Here is a 19,586-nt window from a genome sequence, read left to right on the forward strand (position 1 = left end):
ACGGGGGGCGGGGCGCGGGCCGGGCGAGGCCGGGTGAACGTCCGCGGCGCGGGGGTTCGGTGTGCGGGCCGGGCTACGGGCAGCCGCAGGACTGGCGCAGCACCAGCCGGGAGGGGAACACCTTCAGGCGTTCCCGGCGCGAGCCCGCCACCCGCAGGCCGTCGTCGAGGACCAGGTCGACGGCCGCGCGGGCCATCGCCGAACGGTCGGAGGCCACGGTGGTCAGGGGCGGGTCGGCGAGCGCCGCCTCCTTGATGTCGTCGAACCCGGCGACCGCGAGTTCCCCCGGCACGTCGATGCGCAGTTCCCGCGCGGCGCGCAGGATGCCGATCGCCTGGTCGTCGGTGGAGCAGAAGATCGCCGGCGGGCGGTCGGGGCCGGAGAGGATGTCCAGGCCGATGCGGTAGGCGTCGTAGCGGTTGTACGGGGCCTCGAACAGGCGGCCCTCGGTCGGCAGACCGGCGTCCTCCATCGCGCGCCGCCAGCCCTCGACGTGGTCCGAGACGGGGTCGCCGACGGCGGGGGTGTCCGCCGTGCCGCCGACGCACGCGACATACGCGTACCCGTGCTCCAGCAGATGGCGCACGGCGAGCTGGGCGCCGCCGAGGTCGTCGGTGACGACCGCGACGTCGTCGATCGCCTCCGGGCGCTCGTGCAGCAGGACGACCCGGGCGTCCCACGCCTCGATCTCCGCGGCGGCCAGGTCGTTCAGCGCGTGGCTGACCAGGATCAGTCCGGAGACACGCATCCCCAGGAACGCGCGCAGATAGTGGACCTCGCGCTCGCCGATGTAGTCGGAGTTCCCGACGAGCACCATTTTTCCGCGCTCGGACGCAGCCTGTTCGACCGCGTGCGCCATCTCCCCGAAGAAGGGCTGGCGCGCGTCCGGCACGATCAGGCCTATGAGATCCGTGCGCCGAGACGCCATCGCCTGGGCGACGCGGTCGGGCCGGTACCCCAGCTCCTTGATCGCGGCGAGAACGCGCTCGCGCGTGGCCGGGGCGACCGGCCGGGGTCCGTTGTTGATGACATAGCTGACGACGGCGGTGGACGTACCCGCCAGCCGCGCCACATCATCCCTGGTTACCTTGGCCACGCGCGGAGTCTACGCGGATATATTCCGTTTGGGCAGGGAGTGAAGAGGGTGCCGAACAGCACAGAGACGGCTCGTATGTGCGAACGCAACGCTCATCCGTGCGACGGTCACCTCCGTGACGGCGCCTCGGTGGGCGCCTCCGCGGCCGCCTCGTCCGTATCCGACGGCTTTTGCCGGTCGCTCCGGGTCTTCGCCTCGTCGGCCGGGCGCTCCACCTTTTCCGGCGTAACGAATCGATAACCGACGTTACGGACCGTGCCGATCAGCGACTCGTGCTCGGGGCCGAGTTTGGCGCGCAGGCGTCGGACGTGCACGTCGACCGTGCGGGTGCCGCCGAAGTAGTCGTAGCCCCACACCTCCTGGAGCAGCTGGGCGCGGGTGAAGACCCGGCCGGGGTGCTGCGCGAGATATTTCAGGAGTTCGAATTCCTTGAAGGTCAGGTCGAGGACCCGGCCCTTGAGTTTCGCGGAGTAGGTCGCCTCGTCGACGGACAGGTCGCCGTTGCGGATCTCCATCGGGGAGTCGTCGTTGACGATCTGCTGACGGCCCATGGCCAGGCGCAGACGGGCCTCGACCTCGGCCGGGCCCGCGGTGTCCAGCAGCACATCGTCGATGCCCCAGTCCGCGGTGACGGCCGCGAGACCGCCCTCCGTCACCACCAGGACGAGCGGGCAGCCGGGGCCGGTGGAGCGCAGCAGCTGGCAGAGGCTGCGGACCTGCGGGAGGTCGCGGCGGCCGTCGACGAGGATGACGTCGGCGCCGGGGGTGTCGACCAGGGCCGGGCCCTCCGCGGGCGCCACGCGCACGTTGTGCAGGAGCAGGCCGAGGGCGGGGAGCACCTCCGTCGACGGCTGGAGCGCGTTGGTCAGGAGCAGCAGCGAACTCATCGAGTCTCCTCACCTGCCTGGATCCGGGTTGCTCGGGTCGGGGCCGTTCGGTCCGTTCTGCGGTCGTGCACGGTTCGCTCGCCCATAACGTCTGGTTCCTCCTCGGTCCCTGCGAGGACGTTTACGGCATTGCTGCGTGCGTTCGACAACCCGTACACCGGCGGTTTCCCGCGTTCGTATACAACGCTTCCGAAAGCACAAAAGGACCCGGGGGCTTCACTGCCCGAGTCCTCTTCGCAGCAGAATAGCCGACATGAGCACCGGTACGGCAGGTCATGTGGCGCGATCCACCGATCGAGCCCGCGTTCCCCCGGTCACTCGTCCATATTCCGAGACGCATGGGGTAACGCGCGGCGGTGGGTCTTTGCGGACGTTCCTGCGCACTGCGGACGGCGTCGCGATCGATTCCGTATACGAACCGGGAACCGATTCCTCCTCCCGTTCCGATCTTGTGTTCGTGATCGCGCACGGGTTCACCGGAGAGGCGGACCGGCCTCATGTGCGGCGGGTGGCGCGGGCCTTCTCGCGCCACGGTGGCGTCGTGACGTTCTCCTTCCGGGGGCACGGGGCGTCGGGCGGGCGGTCCACCGTCGGGGACCGGGAGGTGCTCGACCTCGCGGCGGTGGTGGGGTGGGCGCGTGGGCTGGGATACGCGCGGGTGGCCACCGTCGGGTTCTCCATGGGCGGCTCCGTGGTGCTGCGACACGCCGCGATCAGCCGGGGGGCGGGGGCGGATGCGGAGGCCGGGGCCGGGACCGGGGTGGACGCCGTGGTGTCCGTGAGCGCTCCCGCGCGGTGGTTCTACCGGGGCACCGCTCCCATGCGGCGGCTGCACTGGCTCGTGACCCGGCCCTCCGGACGGCTGGTGGGGCGCTACGGGCTGCGTACGCGGATCCATCACCGGCGGTGGGACCCGGTGCCGCTGTCGCCGGTCGAGGCGGTGCCGCGGATCGCGCCCACCCCCCTGCTGATCGTGCACGGGGACCAGGACGGGTACTTCCCGCTCGACCACCCGCGGATGCTGGCCGCTGCCGCAGGCGAGCAGGGGGAGCTGTGGGTCGAGCCCGGGATGGGGCACGCGGAGAACGCGGTGCCGGAGCCGCTGCTCGGGCGGATCGGGGACTGGGTGGTCGCCCGGGCGGGCTAGCCTGACCGTGTTCACCGTCAACCGATTTCCGATTGAGGAACCAGCAGATGGCAAAGGTCACGGTGCGGTACTGGGCCGCCGCCAAGGCCGCGGCCGGGGTGGCCGAGGAGGCGTACGACGCGGACACGCTCGCCGACGCGCTCGACGCCGCGCGTGAGCGGCACTCCGGCGAACTGACGCGCGTCCTGCTGCGGTGCTCGTTCCTTGTCGACGGTGATCCCGTGGGCAAGCGCGCACACGACGCGGTACGGCTGGCCGACGGCGGCACGGTCGAGGTGCTTCCGCCGTTCGCAGGAGGGTGTTGATGACGAACCAGCCGTACGGGTCGTACGACCCGGGTCAGTCGTACGACCCGTACCAGCAGCCCTACCAGCAGCCGCAGCCCTACCAGCAGCCGCAGCCGCAGCCGCAGCCGCAGCCGCAGCCGCAGGCGTGGCCCGGGCAGCAGCAGGCGTACGCCGATCCGTACGCCGATCAGCAGCACACACAGCAGTGGCAGGGACAGACCTGGGAGACGACGATGCAGCCGCCGGTGGCCGCTGCGCCCGTGCCCGAGGCCGTACCGGTGCCCGAGGCGGCGGACGCGCCGGCGCGTCCGCTTCAGGAGGAGTACGGGCCGGCCACCCTGGGCGGGAACTCGCGGGTCACCGACGCGCAGCGGGCGCGGGCGGAGGGACGTTCGCCCGTCATCGAGCCCGGGATGCAGCCCGCGGTGCTCACCGCGGTGCTGGGGCTGCTGCTCGCGGGTGGGGCGGCGCTGGGTACGTACGCGCTGCTCGTGCCGCTGGTGGTGCTCCAGGGGGTCACGGCGGCGGGCTGGTTCCGGCTGAACGGGATGTGGCCGGCCCGGCAGGGCATCGCGCTGGGGTTCCTGGGCGCGCTGGTGGCGGATGCGGCGCTGCTGGCGTCGGACCGCTCGCCCGCGGCGATCCTGGGGACGCTCGGGGTGTGGGTGCTGCTGTCCCTGGTGCTGCAGCTGCGGTCGCACGCGGATCCCGACGAGCGGATGTACGGGCTGATGGCGACGGTCGTCGCGGCGGCGCTGGCGATCGCGGCGGGCGGGTATCTGGCGGCGGACGCGGATGCGGTGACCGTGGGTGCGGTCGCCGTGGCGGCGGCGGTGGTGGCGCGGGCGCTGCCGCTGCCGACCGCGGCGTCCGTGGTGGTCGCGCTCGCGGTCGCGGCGGGGGCCGGGTTCGCGGCCGGGGGGATGGAGGCCGCGGGTGCGGGTCTGGGCGCGGGCGCGGCGGTCTGCGCGCTGATCGGTCACCGGGTCGCGAGCTACGACTACCCCTCGCGGTTCGTGCACTTCACGGCCGGCGTCGCACTGCCGCTGGCGGCGGCGGGGCCCGCGGTGTACATCCTGGGCCGCGTCGTCGGCTGACGGCCGGGCGGGCGGAGGGGCGGCCGGGCCGTACCCCCCGCCCCCGGGGTCGTCCCGCGCGCCCGTGCCCCCGCGAACGGGCTCTCCTGTCACCTGGCTCCCCCGAGGATGCCCCGGCCTTCAGGCCGGGGTGGGGGTACCTCCCGCTTGCGGGGGAGAATCGGACCCCTGCGAAGCAGGGCAGGAAACGGGGTTTTGCCGTCAGGGCGAAAGACCGCCCACCCGGCCGGGTGAACTGCACGCCGTACGTTGCGAGAACCAAGCGCGTACGTCGTGCTGATCGAGAGCCAAGACAGCACATGCACCTCCGAGCTTTGCCGTATGACCCCGGGCTGGTTTCAACCCGGCTGGTGCTGATCGTGGAAGACCTGTCGGGTCGCTGACCCGCAGGCGGCGTGAGCCAGGAATCCCCCTGCTTCAGCTGGGGGAGGATTCAAGAGTGATCGACAGTTTCCCGCGGCTGACACACACCTGCGCGTTACGCTCGCGCAGGACGGCCACCCGGTCGTCCTGCGGAACGCCGTCGTCAACAGCCCAGGTGGGGGAAACACCGCATGCGTGCACTGCGAATACTGCTCATCGTCCTCGTGATCCTGGGCGGAATCTTCGTGATCGCGGATCGCATCGCGGTCAATGTCGCCGAGGGCGAGGCGGCGGACCGCCTGAAGGCGAACGAGAATCTCGCGTCCACCCCCGACGTGTCCATCAAGGGCTTCCCCTTCCTCACCCAGGTGGCCGGCGGCTCCCTCGACGCGGTGGAGGTCGGCATCGAGGGGTACGAGGCCAACACCGGCGACGGTGCCGAGAAGATCCGTATCGGTGATCTGCGCGCCGACATGACGGGCGTCGAGTTCTCCAGCGACTTCAGCTCCGCCGTGGCCGACAGCGCCACCGGGACGGCGACCGTCGCCTACGCCGAGCTGCTGAAGAAGGCGAAGTCCGAGTCCACCCAGGTGGCCCCCGGTGTCACCGCCGAGGTCATCGGCCTCTCCGACGGAGGAAACGGGAAGATCGAGGTCACCGTGGAGGCCACCGTGCTCGGCAACAAACTCCCTGAGCCGGTCTCCGTGCTGAGCTCGGTGACGGTGGTGGACGGCAACACCGTGCGGGTCAAGGCCGACGCCCTGCCCGAGTTCGGAGGGGTCGCGCTCGCCGAGTCGCGGCTGCGGCGGATCACGGACTTCGAGCAGCGCATCGACGGACTGCCCGGCGGGATCCGGCTGGACAAGGTCGAGGCGGGCGAGAACGGCGTGGACATCATGGTGAAGGGTTCCGACGTCCGTCTGGTCGGGTAGGGATCGTTTCGGCCGGGAGTCCTGTCCGCCAGGCGAGACGGCGATGTCCGTCATCCAGATGTGAGGGGCGGGCGGCCGGGGGCCGGGGCGGCCGGGGAGCGACTTCCCGGGGCAGACGTCCCGGATGGCGGACGATCTCGTCTCAGCATGCGACACGCCGGTGACACACCTGCCCTGTCGTCCCTACGATCGACCCCATGCAGTGGCAGACACACGTCGTCCTCCAGTCGCGTGGACGGGCGGATCTCACGAAGCGGCGGGCAGTGGACCTCTGCCGCGTCGCCGCCATGCTCTGTCGCACTTTCTGAGCGGACGCGTCGACGTCCGCATTCTCACCCCGCCCCGCTGAGGGCATCCGTGCGCCTGCCCGCCCTGGGCGCGCACCCTCTTGTTCGCACGCCCCGCCGCAACTGCCCCGGAGGAGAACAGCATGAGCCGCAGCGACGTCCTGGTCGACGCAGACTGGCTCCAGGAGCACCTGGACGACCCGACCATCGCCATCGTCGAGGTGGACGAGGACACGTCCGCCTACGAGAAGAACCACATCAAGAACGCCATCCGGATCGACTGGACGAAGGACCTTCAGGACCCGGTCCGCCGTGACTTCGTCGACCAGGCGGGCTTCGAGAAGCTGCTGTCGGACCGAGGCATCGGCAACGACCACACGGTCGTGCTGTACGGCGGCAACAACAACTGGTTCGCGTCGTACGCCTACTGGTACTTCAAGCTGTACGGCCACGACAGCGTCAAGCTGCTCGACGGCGGCCGCAAGAAGTGGGAGCTGGACGCCCGCGAGCTGGTCCCCGGTGACGAGGTGCCGGAGCGCCGGAAGACCGACTACAAGGCCAAGCCGCAGGACGCGTCCATCCGCGCCTTCCGCGACGACGTCGTGGCCGCCATCGGCAACCAGAACATCGTCGACGTGCGCTCGCCCGACGAGTTCTCCGGCAAGCTGCTCGCCCCGGCCCACCTGCCGCAGGAGCAGTCGCAGCGTCCCGGCCACGTGCCGAGCTCCCGCAACATCCCGTGGTCCAAGAACGCCAACGACGACGGCACCTTCAAGTCCGACGACGAGCTCAAGGCGCTCTACGAGGACGAGCGGGTCGACCTGTCCAAGGACACCATCGCCCTGTGCCGCATCGGTGAGCGCTCCGCGCTGACCTGGTTCGTGCTGCACGAGCTGCTCGGTGTCGAGAACGTCAAGAACTACGACGGCTCCTGGACCGAGTACGGCTCGCTCGTCGGCGTGCCGATCGAGCTCGGCCCGGCCAAGTAATCCCCACCACCGACCTTTCCAGACCCCCTCAGGAGTACGACATGTGCGGTGCGAAGGCCGGCGGCCCGGACGCCTCGACGATCAAGCCCGGTGAGACCACCATCCAGGGTTCCGTGACCCGTGACGGCGAGCCGGTGACGGGCTACGTCCGTCTGCTGGACTCGACCGGCGAGTTCACCGCGGAGGTCCCGACCTCCGCCACCGGTCAGTTCCGTTTCTACGCGGCGGAGGGCACCTGGACCGTCCGCGCGCTGGTGCCCGGTGGCACCGCCGACCGCACGGTCGTCGCCCAGCAGGGCGGTCTGGCCGAGGTCGCGATCGCGGTCTGAGGACACGAGCACGGCGCAAGGGCCGCATCCCACGGGTTGGACGCCCGGGATGCGGCCCTTCGGCGTCCGCGGACCTACGCTGGGCGTATGTACGCGCGCAGGCGGCATGCCTACTTCGTCATGATGGGCGCCTGTATCGGGCTGTTCGTCCTGGCGTGGGGTGTGGTGCGGCTCTGGTCGACGCCGGCCGCCGTGGCGATGTGCCTGGTCGCCATGGTCATCCCGCCGCTCGCCGCGGTGGTCGCCAACCGGCGCGGCCCCGAGGACCGCTGGTGGGACGACCCCTCCGGCGACCCGCAGTCCGACGAGTGGTGGGACGAACTGGACGGCAAGAAGCGCCCCCGTTAGGAAGGGGGCATGTCCTCAGCGTCCGTGCCGCCGTCGGCAAGACTGTCCACCGTAGTGCTCGACGCGCGTGACGCGCACGAGCTGGCTCACTTCTACGCACGGCTTCTCAACTACGCGGTGCGCGCCGAGGAGTCCCACTGGGTGCTCATCGGACCGCCGGACGGGGCCGCGGGCACGGCGCTCGCCTTCGAGACCGAGCCCGAGTACGTCCCGCCGGTCTGGCCCACGCGGAAAGCCGGCGATCAGCAGATGATGCTCCACCTCGACGTCGAGGTCGACGACCTGGAGGCAGGGACGGCCCGCGCGGTGGCGGAGGGGGCGACGCTCGCCGACGATCAGCCGCAGGACGACGTGCGCGTGCTGCTCGACCCTTCCGGGCATCCGTTCTGTCTGTGGGTGCGGGGTGCTCAGTAGACGAGAGCCTGGGTGCCGTCCGTCATGGCCTCCTGTACGAAGACCTGCGCGCCGGCGATGCGTACGCCCTCCAGGACGTCCTTCTCCGTGATGTCGCGGCGGGCCGCGCACTGGGTGCACAGGGTCACCCGGCCGCTCGCCAGGATCGAGTCCAGCAGATCGGGCAGCGGGGCGGAGTGCGGCAGCTCGAACTCGGCGGCACGGTCGGGCAGCGCGAACCACGCGGACTCCCCGGTGAGCCACAGGGAGACCTCGACACCGCTGGCCGCGGCCACCGCCGCCACCGTGAACGCCTGCGAACAGCGTTCGGGTGCGTCGGTTCCCGCGGTCACCTTGATCACAAGCTTCTTGGCCATGACCGAATCGTAATCAAGATCGCCACAACCTCGGTCGCCGGCTGCGGGTCTCCTGTGCGCGCGGACTCGGAATGCTCGCTTCGATGTGGGAGCGGGAGCGGTACGCCTACCTCGCCGCCGGCGACGTGCTCGCCGTGGTGCTGCAGTCCCGGAAGGGGACCGCCCACGCGGTGCCGTTCCAGCAGACGGTGGTGCTGCAGAGCCAGCTGCTGGGCTGAGGTGCGCGGCGGGGCAGGACCTCGCACGACGGGGGCCGGCCCCGGCCGCGTAAGCTGGGGTCCGGCCCCGTGCACACACCCTCGCACCCCCCCCGCTCAAGGAGCACCTCGTGGTTATCTTCTTCGAAGCCCTGCTGGTCCTGGTCGCCGTCGGCGTTCTCGCCTTCGCCGGGCTGACCGTGAAGAAGCTGTACCAGGGCCAGCGCTGATCACCGACGCCAGGAAGTACCGCTCATGATCGAGATCCCGTCCGACCTGCACAAGGACCTCGTCCCGCTCGCCTTCCTGCTCGGTGACTGGGCGGGCGCGGGCGTGCACGACTTCCCCGGTGCCGAGAAGTGCAACTTCGGCCAGGAGGTCAGCTTCACCCACGACGGCCGGGACTTCCTGGAGTACGCCTCCCGTACCTGGGTGCTGGACAACGACGGCAACAAGGTCCGGCCGCTGGAGTCCGAGCACGGCTTCTGGCGGATCGACGCCGACCGCAAGGTCGAGGTGACGATGACCCGCGACGACGGCGTCGTCGAGATCTGGTACGGCGAGCTGGCCGACCAGAAGCCGCAGATCGACCTGGTCACGGACGCGGTGGCGCGCACCGCCGCCTCGGGCCCCTACAGCGGCGGCAAGCGGCTGTACGGCTACGTCAAGAGCGACCTGATGTGGGTCGGCGAGAAGCAGACCCCCGAGGTCGAGCTGCGCCCCTACATGTCGGCGCACCTGAAGAAGGTCGTCACGCCGGAGGAGGTCGAGCGCTGGGCCAAGGCCCTGCCGGACGACATGCCGGACGACGGGATCGCCTTCTTCAAGTAGTTCCCCACTTCCTTGTTCGCCTGGCTCACCCGCTCCAGACGATGGCGCAGATGTAGACGCACTCGTGCCGGGGGACCGCCAGGAACTGGATGAAGCCACGTCCGCCGAAGATGGGGAAGTTCCGTAACCCGCCGGGCTTCCCCTCCGGCCGACTGCCCGCGGTCTCGGCATCGCGGCCGAGGTCGGCGAGTTCGGTGGCGATGCGCTCCACCTCGGCCACGACGCCCACGGGCAGACCCGCCGTGAGGTACTCCTCGCTCGGGTTGTAGTCCCACTTCCAGTCGCTCACAGGCCGGCCTCCGCCTCTGCCTCAGCGTGGATCTGCCGAATCTCGGCGATGGCGTCCGCCGGATCGTCCGCACCCGCGCTCACCATGTCTTCCAGGTGACGCAGGCGTGCGGCGCGGGACGGCCGGCGCTGGATCGCGACGAACACCCCCCAGGTGTGGACGAAGGTACGCAGAGGCGCGAGGGACTGCGCCTGCTGCGCGTTGGTCGTCGCCTCGACGAGGTCCTGAACGAATGCGGGTACCCGGCTCGGCGTCAGCCTCTCGACCGCAGTACGGAGCGCCTCGGGGGTGAGAGCGGGCATGGGGGCGATGGGTTCGGTGAGTGGTTCCGGGCGGTGAGCGGTCATGGAGAGTCCTCCGGGTCAAGAGCCGGTGCTGCTGACGACGGTACCGACCTCGGCGATGTTCGGGGCATCGCGTGAGAGATGCCTCGGGCACTGGCTGAGGGGGGTGTCCACCAATTTGAGGGTGGCGCCAATTGGTGATCGCGATGAGCGCTTGGTTTTTGTTAACCCCTTCCTGCCTTAACAGTTTCAAGCGCACTGCAATGCGCTTGCAGGGAAGGGGTGTCTGTGGCTAGAGTGGCGATGGCGTCGGGGGCGCATGCTGAATCCGCGCGTCTACAGGGAGAGCCCCGGCTGCAATACGGCTGCAGCCGGGGCTCCCGGATACCTACTGTGCTCCGGGCGGCTTGCGATGCAGAGGCGGACCCAGGGCGTACGCATACGACGTTAGCACGGCGCTCCCGAAGGGGGCAGTGCCGCGTGTCACGGGTGAGTGGAGGGGGGAACACGGTGAGTGATCTGCCGGAATGGATGGTGCGGGCCTTTTCGAAACCGCGGATGACCGCCTATTTGGGGGCGGCGGGAGGCGACCCCCAGGTGGCGATGCGTCTGTACTGGTGGAATCTGGAGGCGTCAGCAGCCCTGTACGGACCGCTGCACTGCCTGGAGGTTACTTTGCGCAACGCCCTTCATGACGTGCTTGCGCGACAGCATGGCAGACCGGACTGGTGGGTGAGTGCTCCGTTAAATCGGAATGGCCTTCGGCTTGTCGATGCTGCGCGCGAGAAAGTGGAGAAGACCGGCACGGCTCCGGCGCCTGTGGGCAGCATCGTCGCCGAATTGACCTTCGGCTTCTGGGTCTCGTTGGTGAGCAGCACCCCGGGCTACGACCGAGGGTTCTGGGTGGCTGCCACACACAAGGCGTTTCCACACTACTCCGGGCCACGGAAGGACCTGCACCGTAGCCTGCAGGCACTGTGCTGGCTCCGTAACAGGGTCATGCACCATGAGCCGGTCGATCACCGATGCCGATCCAGGTGCCCTCGTTGGCAGCACCTGGACCCAGCGGAAGGCCACCGCACGATCTACCGTGTGCTCGGCTACCTCAGTCCCGAGTTGGCCAAGGAGATGCAGGTCATGGACCGGTTCCCAGAGGTGCTTGCCAACCGGGGAGACGCCCTTCGCGGCACCAGACCACCTCAGTTCTGACCGCCGGGACCCTCAGGAGATGCTGTGTCAGACTTCGACTCGCGGCCCGATGAGAGCGGTGACAAAGAGTTCGCGGGTGTGCTCGTGTCCCGGTCTGCCATCGCGCGCATGGCAGGGGTGGAACGTCCTGCGGTCAGCAACTGGGAGCGACGTCACCCGGACTATCCCGCTCCGGCTGTCCGGCAGGCAGGCGCCGAACCTGAGCGGTTTCGCGCGGACGAGGTTCTGGCCTGGCTGTCCGTCCGTACCGTGCCCGCCAACGCGCGGCGCCCCGGCGAGCCGGCGGGTACCACGTACGGCGACCGGTTCCGTACCGGCTTGGCGGGTGGAAGTGCCGGAGGACTGCTCGCGGCGGTCAGAGGGCTCACGGGTTCCGCCATGGAACGGGTGCGTGGGCCAGTTCCTTTGAAGGTGTATCTCGAGTGGCTGCTCTACTTCGTCTACTGCGCGATCGTCGAAGCCGACGGAGGGGCTGCTGGGCGGAGAGACTTCGACCGGTTCGCGCATGAATGCGCGGTGCCGGAGGAGAAGTATCCTCGCTCGCTGCCGGACGGGTTTCAGGAACTCATCGACCACAGCCCTCCTGGCTCTCCCGAGGAGGCCCGCCAGGCGTTCGACCTGGTGCTCGGGCTCCTGCGCGATGCCGACGCACGCGAAGGCGGCGACTTCCTCACTCCGCCGTCCGTCAGCCGGACCATGGCCGGTGCTCTGGCCGCCGTACAGCCCGTGGCGTCGATGCCGCACGACCCGTACTGCCGGACTGGAGAATTGCTCACCGCCTACCTGGACGCCGCTGCAGCCCAGGGCTCGGAGACACGCGGTGCCAGCGGCCGGGTGCTCCACGAACGCGACCTGCGCAACGTCAACATGAACCTCTGTGTACATGGCGCGGAGCCGGAACTCGTGGAGCTCGCCGAGGGGCCGTTCACCCCCGCGACAGGACCGGTGGACCCGCCCGGTTCCTTCGACACGGTGATCACCAATCCGCCCTTCGGTGGGCGCCTGCCCGACGACGTGCCCCCGCCTTCGTACTGGAAGTACGGTCGTGCCCGTCGCACCGAGTTTGACTGGCTCCAGTACGCCGCTTCCCGCCTCACGCCACGTGGCCGGGCCGCCGTGCTGATGCCCGCAGGCGCGGCCTTCAACGCGGGAGCGGCTCGAGCGGTCAGGACAGGACTGGTGGAGAACGGGGCTGTCGAATGCGTCATGGAGCTGCCCGCCCAGCTCTTCGAGCGCACGGCGATCAGGACACACATCTGGTTCCTGCGGGCTCCGGATGTCCCCGGCGCGTCGGCAGGCAACGTGCTGTTCGTAGCGGGTGCCGGCCTCGGGCAAAGCGTCACGCGGACTCGGCGCGCCCTGAGGGACGACGACATCGCACGACTGGTTCGGGAGTACAGCTCATGGTGTGCGGCGGCAGCCGGGCGCGACCACGCCGGGACACCCGGACTGAGCAAGGTGGCGACACCTGCGGAGATCGCCGCGCACGACAACAGTCTGGAACCTGTGTTGTACGTGCGCCCGACGGGGACGGCCCCGTTCCCTGTGACCGATCCGGCAGAGGTACGGCACCGGCTCGGCGAACTGGCCGGTGAGCTCGACCACCTGCACGCGTGGGCGGAGAGCGTCCAGGCCGAGGTGAATCGGCAGCTCGGAAGGTATGACCTGTGATGATGGCTGACAGCAGTACCTCGCCGGACCGCTTCGTGCCGCGCGGCTGGAGCCGCAGTCAGCTGACGGACCTGTGCGAGTCCGTTCAGGCCGGCCCGGCGGTACGGCCCGTGGACAAAGGGCGGACACAAGCCGACGGGGGTGTACCGATCGTGCTGCCGCGTGATCTGCGCGGAAACCGCGTCATCACCGCGGACCCCGCCGCCGTGCCCGCAATGCCCTGGGAACGGGCTCGGACACTGGAGAAGTACTTGCTCCAGGAGGGCGACATCCTCATCGCGCGGACGGGTACGGCGGGACGGCTCGCGCTGGTGACCGGTGAGCACGCCGGCTGGCTGTATCACCATGGCTTGGTGAGGCTACGGCTTGCGGTCCAAGGACCGGCTCAGGCGGCGTACCTGGCGGCGTACCTGGGCTCGGAGGCGGCCCAGGACTGGATTCGCAGCCGGGCGGCCGGGTCGGTGATCCCGTCGGTGAGAACCCGGACGTTGGGTGAGCTGCCCGTACTCCTGCCACCGGAAGCAGAACAGCGGACCATCGGTGCGACCCTGGCCGCGCTCGACGAGAAGGTCCGGGCGCACAGCGAGATCGCCCGGGTGACCGGCGAGTACCGTCGCACACTCGCGGAAGCGTTGTTGACGGGAACGTTCACCGCCGCACCGTGACGAGGGCCGCAGCGCCTAGACTCGTGGTGTGGTGAGCACCGACTGGAAGAGCGATCTCAGGCAGCGCGGCTACCGGCTGACGCCGCAGCGCCAACTCGTGCTCGAAGCCGTGGACACCCTGGAGCACGCGACCCCCGACGCCATCCTGGCGGAAGTGCGGAAGACGGCGTCGGGGGTCAACATCTCCACCGTGTACCGCACCCTGGAGCTGCTGGAGGAGCTGGAGCTGGTCAGCCACGCCCACCTCGGGCATGGCGCCCCGACCTACCACCTCGCGGACCGGCACCACCATCTGCACCTGGTCTGCCGCGACTGCACGAACGTCATCGAGGCGGACGTCGGGGTGGCCGCCGAGTTCACGGCGAAGCTGCGGGACACCTTCGGTTTCGACACCGACATGAAGCACTTCGCGATCTTCGGCCGGTGCGAGGACTGCGCCCGGAAGGCCTCGGGAGCCGAGTCGTAGGCTTGGCATATGAAGAGCCCCCTGCTGACCCTGCCCGGCGCCGTCCCCGCCGAGGGCGTGGACGAAGGCGTGGCCGCCCACTACGGCGACCTGTTCCGTGAGCAGCGCGCCCTCGCCGACGGCACCGGTTTCGTCGACCTGTCCCACCGCGGGGTCGTCACCGTCACCGGGCCGGAGCGGCTGGCCTGGCTGCATCTGCTGCTCACCCAGCATGTCAGCGACCTGCCGCCGCACCAGGCCACCGAGGCCCTGATCCTCTCCGCCCACGGCCACATCGAGCACGCGCTCTACCTGGTCGACGACGGCGAGACGGTCTGGGCGCATGTCGAGCCCGGCACCCAGGACGCGCTGATCGCGTATCTGGAGTCGATGAAGTTCTTCTACCGGGTCGAGGTCGCCGACCGGACCGCCGACATCGCGGTGGTGCATCTGCCGGCCGGGTCCATCGCAGAGGTGCCCGAGGGCGTCGCCGTCCGCGAGACCCCGTACGGACGGGATCTGTTCCTGCCCCGGGGCGAGCTGGAGTCGTACGCGGAGAAGGCGGGACCGCCCGCCGGACTGCTCGCGTACGAGGCGCTGCGGGTCGAGCAGCAGCGGCCGCGGCTCGGGTTCGAGACCGATCACCGCACCATCCCGCACGAGCTGGGCTGGATCGGCGGCGCCGTGCATCTGCAGAAGGGCTGCTACCGGGGGCAGGAGACGGTCGCCCGGGTGCAGAACCTGGGCAAGCCGCCGCGGCGGCTGGTGTTCCTGCACCTGGACGGCAGCGAGGTGCACCTTCCGGCACCGGGAACCGAGCTCCGGCTGGCGGACGACGGTCCGGACGGGCGGAAGATCGGCTTCGTCACGACGTCCGTACGGCATCACGAACTGGGTCCGGTGGCGCTGGCGCTGGTGAAGCGGAACGTGCCGGTGGACGCGCGGCTGCTCGCCGGGGACACCGCGGCCGCGCAGGAGACCGTCGTCGAGCCCTGAGCCAGGTCAGATCTCCAGCAGGACGGTGAACGGGCCGTCGTTGGTCAGCGACACCCGCATCCGCGCGCCGAAGCGGCCCGTCGCCACCGTCGCGCCCAGCGCACGCAGCTGCGCGACGACCTCGTCGACCAGTGGTTCGGCGAGGTCGCCGGGGGCGGCGGCGTTCCAGGTGGGGCGGCGGCCCTTGCGGGCGTCGCCGTAGAGGGTGAACTGGCTGATCACCAGGAGCGGGGCGTCGATGTCACTGCACGACTTCTCGTCCTGGAGCATCCGGATGGACCAGAGCTTGCGGGCGAGCTGGGCCGCCTTCTCCTTGGTGTCCTCGTGGGTGACACCGATGAGGACACACAGGCCCTCGCCCTCGATCGCGCCCACCGTCTCGCCGTCCACCACGACGCTTGCGCCGTCGACCCTCTGCACCACTGCTCGCATACGTCCATGATGCCGGTCGGCGAACAGCCGCCCGACCCCGGCCCGCGCCGCCCCCCGGTCGGGCTATTTTTACTCCTTAGCGCCCATCTGGGGCGGATCGGGGACACTCGCTCACATAGCGGCCGCTCGGGGTGGCACGATGCTGCCACACGCCGGTCGAGGGACGGTTGAGGGACATGAGCACACCGGGAGCCGGGCAGTCGCCTGCGGCAGTTCCGTTGGACCGAGCGGGCATCGGGGAGCGGGAGTTCCGCCGACCGCCCACACAGCGCACCGACAGTCCGGTGCTGTCCGAGGAAGGGCGAGCGGCCGATGTGACCGCGATCGGTCTGCCGGAGCTGCGCGCGGTGCGCCGTGACGCACAGCGGGACGAGGCCGACCTGAGCTATGTACGGCGCCTGCTCCAGGGGCGGATCGACATCCTGCGGGCGGAGCTGGCCCGGCGGGTCCCGAAGGGCGTGCCCCACGTCGTCACGGCGGGGGACGCGTCCGTCGTGGAGCGGTTGTCGGAGATCCTGCGGGACGGCCCGGCCCGGTACCGTTCCTCCGCCCGTCATGTGACGCTGGGGACGCCGCAGAGCGAGGAATACCGGCGGCTGGCGGCCGAGATGCTCGCCGAGGTGGAGCTGTCGGATCTCGGCGCCCGGACGGACGGGGAACTGCACGCCGCGATGGGGCGGCTGGTGCGGTACGAGCAGCAGGTGTCCCGGCGGCGGCAGCGGCTGCAGCGTACGGCGGACGAGTGCGGCGCGGAGATCACGCGCCGGTACCGGGACGGGGAGGCCCAGGTCGACGACCTGCTGGCGTGACGTCCCGGCGGGACGGGGGCGGCGGGGCCTTGCCTGGTTCCCTACCGGGGCTTGACCGGGATCGCCCGGGGCTCGACCGGGATCCGTCCGGCGCCTGACCGGCGCCCGGCCAGGGCCTCACCGGGCCCCGGGAAACCTCGTCGACACCTGTCGTGCGGCCGACCTACCGTGAGCCCATGACCTCCCGTGAGCCCATGACCTCCCGTGACGCCATCGACGTACGCCCCATCACCGAGTCCGAGTTCGCCGACTGGACCCGGGCGATGAGCATCGGTTTCCTGCAGGAACCCACCCTGCCCGACGAGGTCGTCGACGCGCGCCGGGCGCAGCTCACGCCCGGCCGTACGGTGGGGGCCTTCGACGGCGGGCGGTGTGTAGCGACGTTCCGTTCCTTCGCGCAGGAGCTCACGGTGGTCGGCGGGGCGGCCGTCCCCGCCGACGCCGTCACCAACGTCACGGTCTCCCCCACCCATCGGCGACGCGGCCTGCTCAGCCGGATGATGACGCGGGACCTCGCGGCCGCCAAGGAGCGCGGGGACGTCGTCGCCACGCTGATCGCCGCCGAGTACCCCATCTACGGGCGCTACGGCTTCGGCCCCGCCACCTCGGCGGCCGAGTGGACGGTCGACGTGCCGCGCGCCGGCCTCGACCCGCGCCGGTCCGGACCGGGGGACGGCGGGCGGATCGACCTGGTGGACGGGGAGGACGTCCGCAAGCTGGGTCCCGAACTGCACCGACGCCTGTGGCGGGCGCAGCCGGGTGCCGTGAGCCGCGACGACCTGTGGTGGAAGCTCACCACCGGGGCCGTGCGCTTCCATACGAGCTTCCACGAGCCCTTCTACGCCGTGTACCGCTCGGCCGGCGGCGAGGTCGAGGGCATGGTGGCCTACACGGCGGACGACAACTGGGGTGATGCCAAGCAGCCGTTGAACACGGCCCGGGTGAAGTGGCTGATCGGGGTGACCCCGGCCGCGGAGCGGGCGCTGTGGCACTACCTGTGCTCGATCGACTGGGTGGTGAGGGTGAAGAGCGGCTGGCGGGCCCCCGACGATCTGCTCCCGCACTTCCTGCCCGACCCGCGGGCCGCCGCCGTCACCACACAGGCGGACTGGCTGTGGGTGCGGATCCTGGATGTCGTACGGGCCCTGGAGGCGCGGACGTACGAGGCGGCGGGGTCGCTGGTACTGGAGGTGGCCGACGGCGCTGGGCTCGCCGGGGGCCGGTACCGGCTGGAGGCGTCGGCGGACGGGGCCGGGTCCTGTGTGCCGACCACCGAGGGCGCCGATCTGACGCTGGACGTCGCCGAGCTGGCCGTGCTGTGGCTGGGGGACGAGTCGGCGGTGCGGCTGGCGGCGCTGGGCCGGGTGCGGGAAGAACGAGCGGGCGCCGCCCGTCAGGCCGACGCCCTGCTGCGTACGTCCAGGCGACCGTGGTGCCCGGACATCTTCTGAGCGCGGTGTCCCTGTGCGCGCCCCTGCTGCTTCCTCCTTCCGCCGACGGCGGGTGAGCACTCATCCGTAGCGAGCTGTTCAGTTGTGGTTGTTGTGCAGACGGTGCTGGTGATGCAGATGGTGCGGGTGGTGCTGGTGCGGGTGGTGCCCTCCTGACGGGCTCCCGGCTCCCCTCCGGAAGGGAGCCCGGTCAGTGGTCTGTGCGGTGCTGTCAGCCGGACTGGGCGAGCAGCATCACGAGGATGACCGCGCCGATGCCGCTGATCATGGTGTTCCGTGCCTTGATGCCCACGGTGAGGGCGACGAAGGCGATGATCCCCATCGGCCCGTATTTCCACTGGACGAGCTGCTCGAATCCGATGGCCAGGGCGGCGAGGACGATGGCGATGAGCGGCATTGCGGTCCCCCTCTGTCCATGGCCCTCAACCGCCACCCTGGTAAGCCAACCCCTCAGTGAGTCGACCAGGTTGCGCGAGTTGGTGACCAATTTGTAGTTAGTTATCTCCTCTTGGAAGAGGCTTATAACCATCCTCTGCTGAACTGCCCGAAGATGGCGAGAAGTTGTAGGGTTTGGCTGTGGACCCGGAACATGCCCCCGTCAATGGGCGGGAGAAATCGCAGCGGCCACGGAGAACGCCTCAAGAGGTGGCCGACGAGCTGCGCGCACGGATCCGGACCGGTGCGCTGCGGCCGGGCCAGCGCATGCCCACCCAGGCCCGGCTCGCCGCCGAGTTCGGCGTGGAGCGCCCCGCGATACGCCGGGCGCTGCGCATTCTGCAGTCCGAGCAGTTGCTCACCAATGTCTCCAAGGGCGCCCCGGCGACCGTGGCCGACCGGTTCGGCAGCACCCCGACCGGCCCCGCGGCACCGCCGCTGCCCACCACGGTGGGGCTCGCACCCCGGATCGCCGCGGCCTTCGAGGCCGAGCACGTCGAGATCGACGCCGTCTGCCTGACCTCCATCTCCCTCACCCTCGCCATGGGAGAGCCGTTGCGCCAGATCCACGCGGGGCGACTGAAACCGGCCAAGGTCGACGTCCGGGTGCTGCTGCCCAGCCGGGAGATCGACCTGGCCTTCCCGGTGCCGGTCGGGGGCAGCGACGGCGCCGAAGGGCCGGTGCACGAGCGGTGGTTGTCCATGCGCAACGCCCAGGGTCAGGTGCTCCGGCACAACCTGCAGGCACTGCGCGCGACGCACGGCATCGACGTACGGGTGCGGTTCCGCGCGCTGCCCTTCACCCCACCGGTGAAGCTGTATCTGCTGAACAACGTGGAAGCACTGTTCGCCTACTACACGCTGGCCCGCAGCGAGACACAGATCGATCAGCAGAGTCTGGAGATGTACGACGCGCAGGGCATACGGTCCATGCTCTTCGCCTTCGAACAGGGCCCCGGCCTGCGGGACACCACGTTCGTGGAGCAGTCGCAGCTGTGGTTCAACGCACTCTGGGAGACCATCAGTTCGGAGCTGGTGCTCACGAGCTGACGTCCCCCACGGACATCGGAGCCGGGCCGGCCTCTCACAGGGCGGGCCTCGTCACCAGCAGCGCGAGCGTCACCGCCCCGGCGCAGCTGATCCACGGCCTGTTGGCCCTGATGCCCAGGGTGAGCATCAGCAGGCCGACGAGGCCGGCCACTCCGAACGTCCACTCGGCGAGCTGCTGGACGGTGATGACGAGAACGGCGGAGACCAGAGTGAGGACGTACATGGTGTTTCCCCCCCGTAGCGATGATGCCAACTTGCCTGAGTTGGTTGCCAACTCTGTTGAAGTTGTC

27 protein-coding genes are annotated in these 19,586 nt (G+C 70.1%); 19 read left to right on the top strand and 8 right to left on the bottom strand.

Going from position 1 to position 19,586, the window contains the following annotated elements:
• Window positions 1-73: 73 nt before the first annotated feature.
• Both ACIF9R_RS07950 and ACIF9R_RS07955 read right to left on the bottom strand, forming a co-directional pair.
• Window positions 74-1,096: a LacI family DNA-binding transcriptional regulator gene (locus ACIF9R_RS07950; RefSeq protein ID WP_399975857.1), complete on the bottom strand. Its 1,023-nt coding sequence runs from the start codon at window positions 1,094-1,096 to the stop codon at window positions 74-76.
• 107 nt (window positions 1,097-1,203) lie between these two features.
• The gene (locus ACIF9R_RS07955) at window positions 1,204-1,983 is read right to left on the bottom strand and encodes a response regulator transcription factor (protein ID WP_399975859.1); all 780 of its coding nucleotides are present in this window, start codon (window positions 1,981-1,983) and stop codon (window positions 1,204-1,206) included.
• A gap of 253 nt (window positions 1,984-2,236) precedes the next feature.
• On the opposite strand from ACIF9R_RS07955, the gene ACIF9R_RS07960 reads away from it, so the two are divergent.
• From ACIF9R_RS07960 to ACIF9R_RS08000, 9 genes are all read left to right on the top strand, one after another.
• A complete protein-coding gene (locus ACIF9R_RS07960; RefSeq protein ID WP_399975862.1) occupies window positions 2,237-3,130 on the top strand; it encodes an alpha/beta hydrolase in 894 nt (297 codons plus the stop codon).
• Between the two features lie 47 nt (window positions 3,131-3,177).
• Complete coding sequence (locus tag ACIF9R_RS07965; protein WP_399975865.1) at window positions 3,178-3,435, top strand: MoaD/ThiS family protein; 258 nt, start codon at window positions 3,178-3,180, stop codon at window positions 3,433-3,435.
• On the top strand, window positions 3,435-4,514 hold the full coding sequence (locus ACIF9R_RS07970) for a hypothetical protein (protein WP_399975867.1): 1,080 nt from the start codon (window positions 3,435-3,437) through the stop codon (window positions 4,512-4,514). Before ACIF9R_RS07965 ends, ACIF9R_RS07970 begins: the two co-directional genes overlap by 1 nt.
• A 554-nt stretch (window positions 4,515-5,068) precedes the next feature.
• Window positions 5,069-5,809 (top strand): DUF2993 domain-containing protein, encoded by a 741-nt coding sequence (locus ACIF9R_RS07975; protein ID WP_399975870.1) that lies wholly within the window; start codon window positions 5,069-5,071, stop codon window positions 5,807-5,809.
• Between the two features lie 197 nt (window positions 5,810-6,006).
• The gene (locus tag ACIF9R_RS07980; protein ID WP_399975872.1) at window positions 6,007-6,117 is read left to right on the top strand and encodes a putative leader peptide; all 111 of its coding nucleotides are present in this window, start codon (window positions 6,007-6,009) and stop codon (window positions 6,115-6,117) included.
• Between the two features lie 122 nt (window positions 6,118-6,239).
• On the top strand, window positions 6,240-7,085 hold the full coding sequence (locus ACIF9R_RS07985) for a sulfurtransferase (protein ID WP_399975875.1): 846 nt from the start codon (window positions 6,240-6,242) through the stop codon (window positions 7,083-7,085).
• Between the two features lie 41 nt (window positions 7,086-7,126).
• Window positions 7,127-7,414 carry a DUF1416 domain-containing protein gene (locus ACIF9R_RS07990; RefSeq protein WP_040908647.1) on the top strand — a complete coding sequence of 96 codons (288 nt, stop codon included), beginning with the start codon at window positions 7,127-7,129 and terminating at the stop codon, window positions 7,412-7,414.
• An 87-nt stretch (window positions 7,415-7,501) separates the two neighbouring features.
• On the top strand, window positions 7,502-7,762 hold the full coding sequence (locus ACIF9R_RS07995) for a DUF3099 domain-containing protein (RefSeq protein WP_399975878.1): 261 nt from the start codon (window positions 7,502-7,504) through the stop codon (window positions 7,760-7,762).
• Window positions 7,763-7,771: 9 nt separating this feature from the next.
• Window positions 7,772-8,176 (top strand): VOC family protein, encoded by a 405-nt coding sequence (locus tag ACIF9R_RS08000; RefSeq protein ID WP_399975881.1) that lies wholly within the window; start codon window positions 7,772-7,774, stop codon window positions 8,174-8,176.
• On the opposite strand, the gene ACIF9R_RS08005 is transcribed toward ACIF9R_RS08000, so the two are convergent.
• On the bottom strand, window positions 8,170-8,532 hold the full coding sequence (locus tag ACIF9R_RS08005) for a DsrE family protein (RefSeq protein ID WP_399975884.1): 363 nt from the start codon (window positions 8,530-8,532) through the stop codon (window positions 8,170-8,172). The genes ACIF9R_RS08000 and ACIF9R_RS08005 overlap by 7 nt on opposite strands.
• A 71-nt stretch (window positions 8,533-8,603) precedes the next feature.
• Here ACIF9R_RS08005 and ACIF9R_RS08010 point away from each other — a divergent pair, with 71 nt between their 5' ends.
• Both ACIF9R_RS08010 and ACIF9R_RS08015 read left to right on the top strand, forming a co-directional pair.
• Complete coding sequence (locus ACIF9R_RS08010) at window positions 8,604-8,750, top strand: hypothetical protein (protein WP_399976686.1); 147 nt, start codon at window positions 8,604-8,606, stop codon at window positions 8,748-8,750.
• A 234-nt stretch (window positions 8,751-8,984) separates the two neighbouring features.
• Window positions 8,985-9,560 carry an FABP family protein gene (locus ACIF9R_RS08015; RefSeq protein WP_399975887.1) on the top strand — a complete coding sequence of 192 codons (576 nt, stop codon included), beginning with the start codon at window positions 8,985-8,987 and terminating at the stop codon, window positions 9,558-9,560.
• 25 nt (window positions 9,561-9,585) lie between these two features.
• On the opposite strand, the gene ACIF9R_RS08020 is transcribed toward ACIF9R_RS08015, so the two are convergent.
• Together ACIF9R_RS08020 and ACIF9R_RS08025 are read right to left on the bottom strand one after the other, a co-directional pair.
• Window positions 9,586-9,849 carry a hypothetical protein gene (locus ACIF9R_RS08020; RefSeq protein ID WP_399975890.1) on the bottom strand — a complete coding sequence of 88 codons (264 nt, stop codon included), beginning with the start codon at window positions 9,847-9,849 and terminating at the stop codon, window positions 9,586-9,588.
• Window positions 9,846-10,196, bottom strand: a complete 351-nt coding sequence (locus ACIF9R_RS08025; RefSeq protein ID WP_399975893.1) for a DUF6247 family protein — start codon at window positions 10,194-10,196, stop codon at window positions 9,846-9,848. The genes ACIF9R_RS08020 and ACIF9R_RS08025 overlap by 4 nt, the downstream gene beginning before the upstream one ends.
• Before the next feature lie 447 nt (window positions 10,197-10,643).
• Here ACIF9R_RS08025 and ACIF9R_RS08030 point away from each other — a divergent pair, with 447 nt between their 5' ends.
• From ACIF9R_RS08030 to ACIF9R_RS08050, 5 genes are all read left to right on the top strand, one after another.
• Window positions 10,644-11,342, top strand: coding sequence for a hypothetical protein (locus tag ACIF9R_RS08030; RefSeq protein WP_399975895.1), 699 nt, complete (start codon window positions 10,644-10,646; stop codon window positions 11,340-11,342).
• A 108-nt stretch (window positions 11,343-11,450) separates the two neighbouring features.
• The gene (locus ACIF9R_RS08035) at window positions 11,451-13,013 is read left to right on the top strand and encodes an N-6 DNA methylase (RefSeq protein ID WP_399975897.1); all 1,563 of its coding nucleotides are present in this window, start codon (window positions 11,451-11,453) and stop codon (window positions 13,011-13,013) included.
• Between the two features lie 2 nt (window positions 13,014-13,015).
• On the top strand, window positions 13,016-13,678 hold the full coding sequence (locus ACIF9R_RS08040; protein WP_399975899.1) for a restriction endonuclease subunit S: 663 nt from the start codon (window positions 13,016-13,018) through the stop codon (window positions 13,676-13,678).
• A gap of 28 nt (window positions 13,679-13,706) precedes the next feature.
• Complete coding sequence (locus ACIF9R_RS08045) at window positions 13,707-14,144, top strand: Fur family transcriptional regulator (protein WP_399975901.1); 438 nt, start codon at window positions 13,707-13,709, stop codon at window positions 14,142-14,144.
• A gap of 9 nt (window positions 14,145-14,153) precedes the next feature.
• Window positions 14,154-15,119: a YgfZ/GcvT domain-containing protein gene (locus tag ACIF9R_RS08050; protein ID WP_399975903.1), complete on the top strand. Its 966-nt coding sequence runs from the start codon at window positions 14,154-14,156 to the stop codon at window positions 15,117-15,119.
• 6 nt (window positions 15,120-15,125) lie between these two features.
• Here ACIF9R_RS08050 and dtd read toward each other — a convergent pair whose 3' ends face one another.
• The gene (dtd, locus tag ACIF9R_RS08055; protein WP_399975905.1) at window positions 15,126-15,551 is read right to left on the bottom strand and encodes a D-aminoacyl-tRNA deacylase; all 426 of its coding nucleotides are present in this window, start codon (window positions 15,549-15,551) and stop codon (window positions 15,126-15,128) included.
• A 176-nt stretch (window positions 15,552-15,727) separates the two neighbouring features.
• Between dtd and ACIF9R_RS08060 the strand changes: the two genes are divergently transcribed.
• Together ACIF9R_RS08060 and ACIF9R_RS08065 are read left to right on the top strand one after the other, a co-directional pair.
• The gene (locus ACIF9R_RS08060) at window positions 15,728-16,360 is read left to right on the top strand and encodes an aerial mycelium formation protein (protein WP_399975907.1); all 633 of its coding nucleotides are present in this window, start codon (window positions 15,728-15,730) and stop codon (window positions 16,358-16,360) included.
• 194 nt (window positions 16,361-16,554) lie between these two features.
• A complete protein-coding gene (locus ACIF9R_RS08065; RefSeq protein WP_399976630.1) occupies window positions 16,555-17,811 on the top strand; it encodes a GNAT family N-acetyltransferase in 1,257 nt (418 codons plus the stop codon).
• Between the two features lie 211 nt (window positions 17,812-18,022).
• On the opposite strand, the gene ACIF9R_RS08070 is transcribed toward ACIF9R_RS08065, so the two are convergent.
• Window positions 18,023-18,208, bottom strand: a complete 186-nt coding sequence (locus ACIF9R_RS08070) for a hypothetical protein (protein WP_073934300.1) — start codon at window positions 18,206-18,208, stop codon at window positions 18,023-18,025.
• Window positions 18,209-18,381: 173 nt separating this feature from the next.
• On the opposite strand from ACIF9R_RS08070, the gene ACIF9R_RS08075 reads away from it, so the two are divergent.
• Complete coding sequence (locus ACIF9R_RS08075; protein WP_399975910.1) at window positions 18,382-19,296, top strand: GntR family transcriptional regulator; 915 nt, start codon at window positions 18,382-18,384, stop codon at window positions 19,294-19,296.
• 34 nt (window positions 19,297-19,330) lie between these two features.
• Here the strand turns inward: ACIF9R_RS08075 and ACIF9R_RS08080 are convergent, their stop codons facing one another.
• Entirely contained in the window at window positions 19,331-19,519 is a 189-nt protein-coding gene (locus tag ACIF9R_RS08080; RefSeq protein ID WP_399975912.1) for a hypothetical protein, read from the bottom strand.
• Between the last annotated feature and the right edge of the window lie 67 nt (window positions 19,520-19,586).

This window comes from Streptomyces sp. NPDC086080 (assembly GCF_044540255.1).
Lineage (GTDB): Bacteria > Actinomycetota > Actinomycetes > Streptomycetales > Streptomycetaceae > Streptomyces.

Coding starts and splice junctions, on each gene's coding strand:
- ACIF9R_RS07955 (WP_399975859.1), bottom strand. CDS start 1,983: ATGAGTTCGCTGCTGCTCCTGACCAACGCGCTCCAGCCGTCGACGGAG.
- ACIF9R_RS07960 (WP_399975862.1), top strand. CDS start 2,237: ATGAGCACCGGTACGGCAGGTCATGTGGCGCGATCCACCGATCGAGCC.
- ACIF9R_RS07965 (WP_399975865.1), top strand. CDS start 3,178: ATGGCAAAGGTCACGGTGCGGTACTGGGCCGCCGCCAAGGCCGCGGCC.
- ACIF9R_RS07970 (WP_399975867.1), top strand. CDS start 3,435: ATGACGAACCAGCCGTACGGGTCGTACGACCCGGGTCAGTCGTACGAC.
- ACIF9R_RS07975 (WP_399975870.1), top strand. CDS start 5,069: ATGCGTGCACTGCGAATACTGCTCATCGTCCTCGTGATCCTGGGCGGA.
- ACIF9R_RS07980 (WP_399975872.1), top strand. CDS start 6,007: ATGCAGTGGCAGACACACGTCGTCCTCCAGTCGCGTGGACGGGCGGAT.
- ACIF9R_RS07985 (WP_399975875.1), top strand. CDS start 6,240: ATGAGCCGCAGCGACGTCCTGGTCGACGCAGACTGGCTCCAGGAGCAC.
- ACIF9R_RS07990 (WP_040908647.1), top strand. CDS start 7,127: ATGTGCGGTGCGAAGGCCGGCGGCCCGGACGCCTCGACGATCAAGCCC.
- ACIF9R_RS07995 (WP_399975878.1), top strand. CDS start 7,502: ATGTACGCGCGCAGGCGGCATGCCTACTTCGTCATGATGGGCGCCTGT.
- ACIF9R_RS08000 (WP_399975881.1), top strand. CDS start 7,772: ATGTCCTCAGCGTCCGTGCCGCCGTCGGCAAGACTGTCCACCGTAGTG.
- ACIF9R_RS08005 (WP_399975884.1), bottom strand. CDS start 8,532: ATGGCCAAGAAGCTTGTGATCAAGGTGACCGCGGGAACCGACGCACCC.
- ACIF9R_RS08010 (WP_399976686.1), top strand. CDS start 8,604: ATGCTCGCTTCGATGTGGGAGCGGGAGCGGTACGCCTACCTCGCCGCC.
- ACIF9R_RS08015 (WP_399975887.1), top strand. CDS start 8,985: ATGATCGAGATCCCGTCCGACCTGCACAAGGACCTCGTCCCGCTCGCC.
- ACIF9R_RS08025 (WP_399975893.1), bottom strand. CDS start 10,196: ATGACCGCTCACCGCCCGGAACCACTCACCGAACCCATCGCCCCCATG.
- ACIF9R_RS08035 (WP_399975897.1), top strand. CDS start 11,451: ATGGCAGGGGTGGAACGTCCTGCGGTCAGCAACTGGGAGCGACGTCAC.
- ACIF9R_RS08040 (WP_399975899.1), top strand. CDS start 13,016: ATGGCTGACAGCAGTACCTCGCCGGACCGCTTCGTGCCGCGCGGCTGG.
- ACIF9R_RS08050 (WP_399975903.1), top strand. CDS start 14,154: ATGAAGAGCCCCCTGCTGACCCTGCCCGGCGCCGTCCCCGCCGAGGGC.
- dtd (WP_399975905.1), bottom strand. CDS start 15,551: ATGCGAGCAGTGGTGCAGAGGGTCGACGGCGCAAGCGTCGTGGTGGAC.
- ACIF9R_RS08060 (WP_399975907.1), top strand. CDS start 15,728: ATGAGCACACCGGGAGCCGGGCAGTCGCCTGCGGCAGTTCCGTTGGAC.
- ACIF9R_RS08065 (WP_399976630.1), top strand. CDS start 16,555: ATGACCTCCCGTGACGCCATCGACGTACGCCCCATCACCGAGTCCGAG.
- ACIF9R_RS08070 (WP_073934300.1), bottom strand. CDS start 18,208: ATGCCGCTCATCGCCATCGTCCTCGCCGCCCTGGCCATCGGATTCGAG.
- ACIF9R_RS08080 (WP_399975912.1), bottom strand. CDS start 19,519: ATGTACGTCCTCACTCTGGTCTCCGCCGTTCTCGTCATCACCGTCCAG.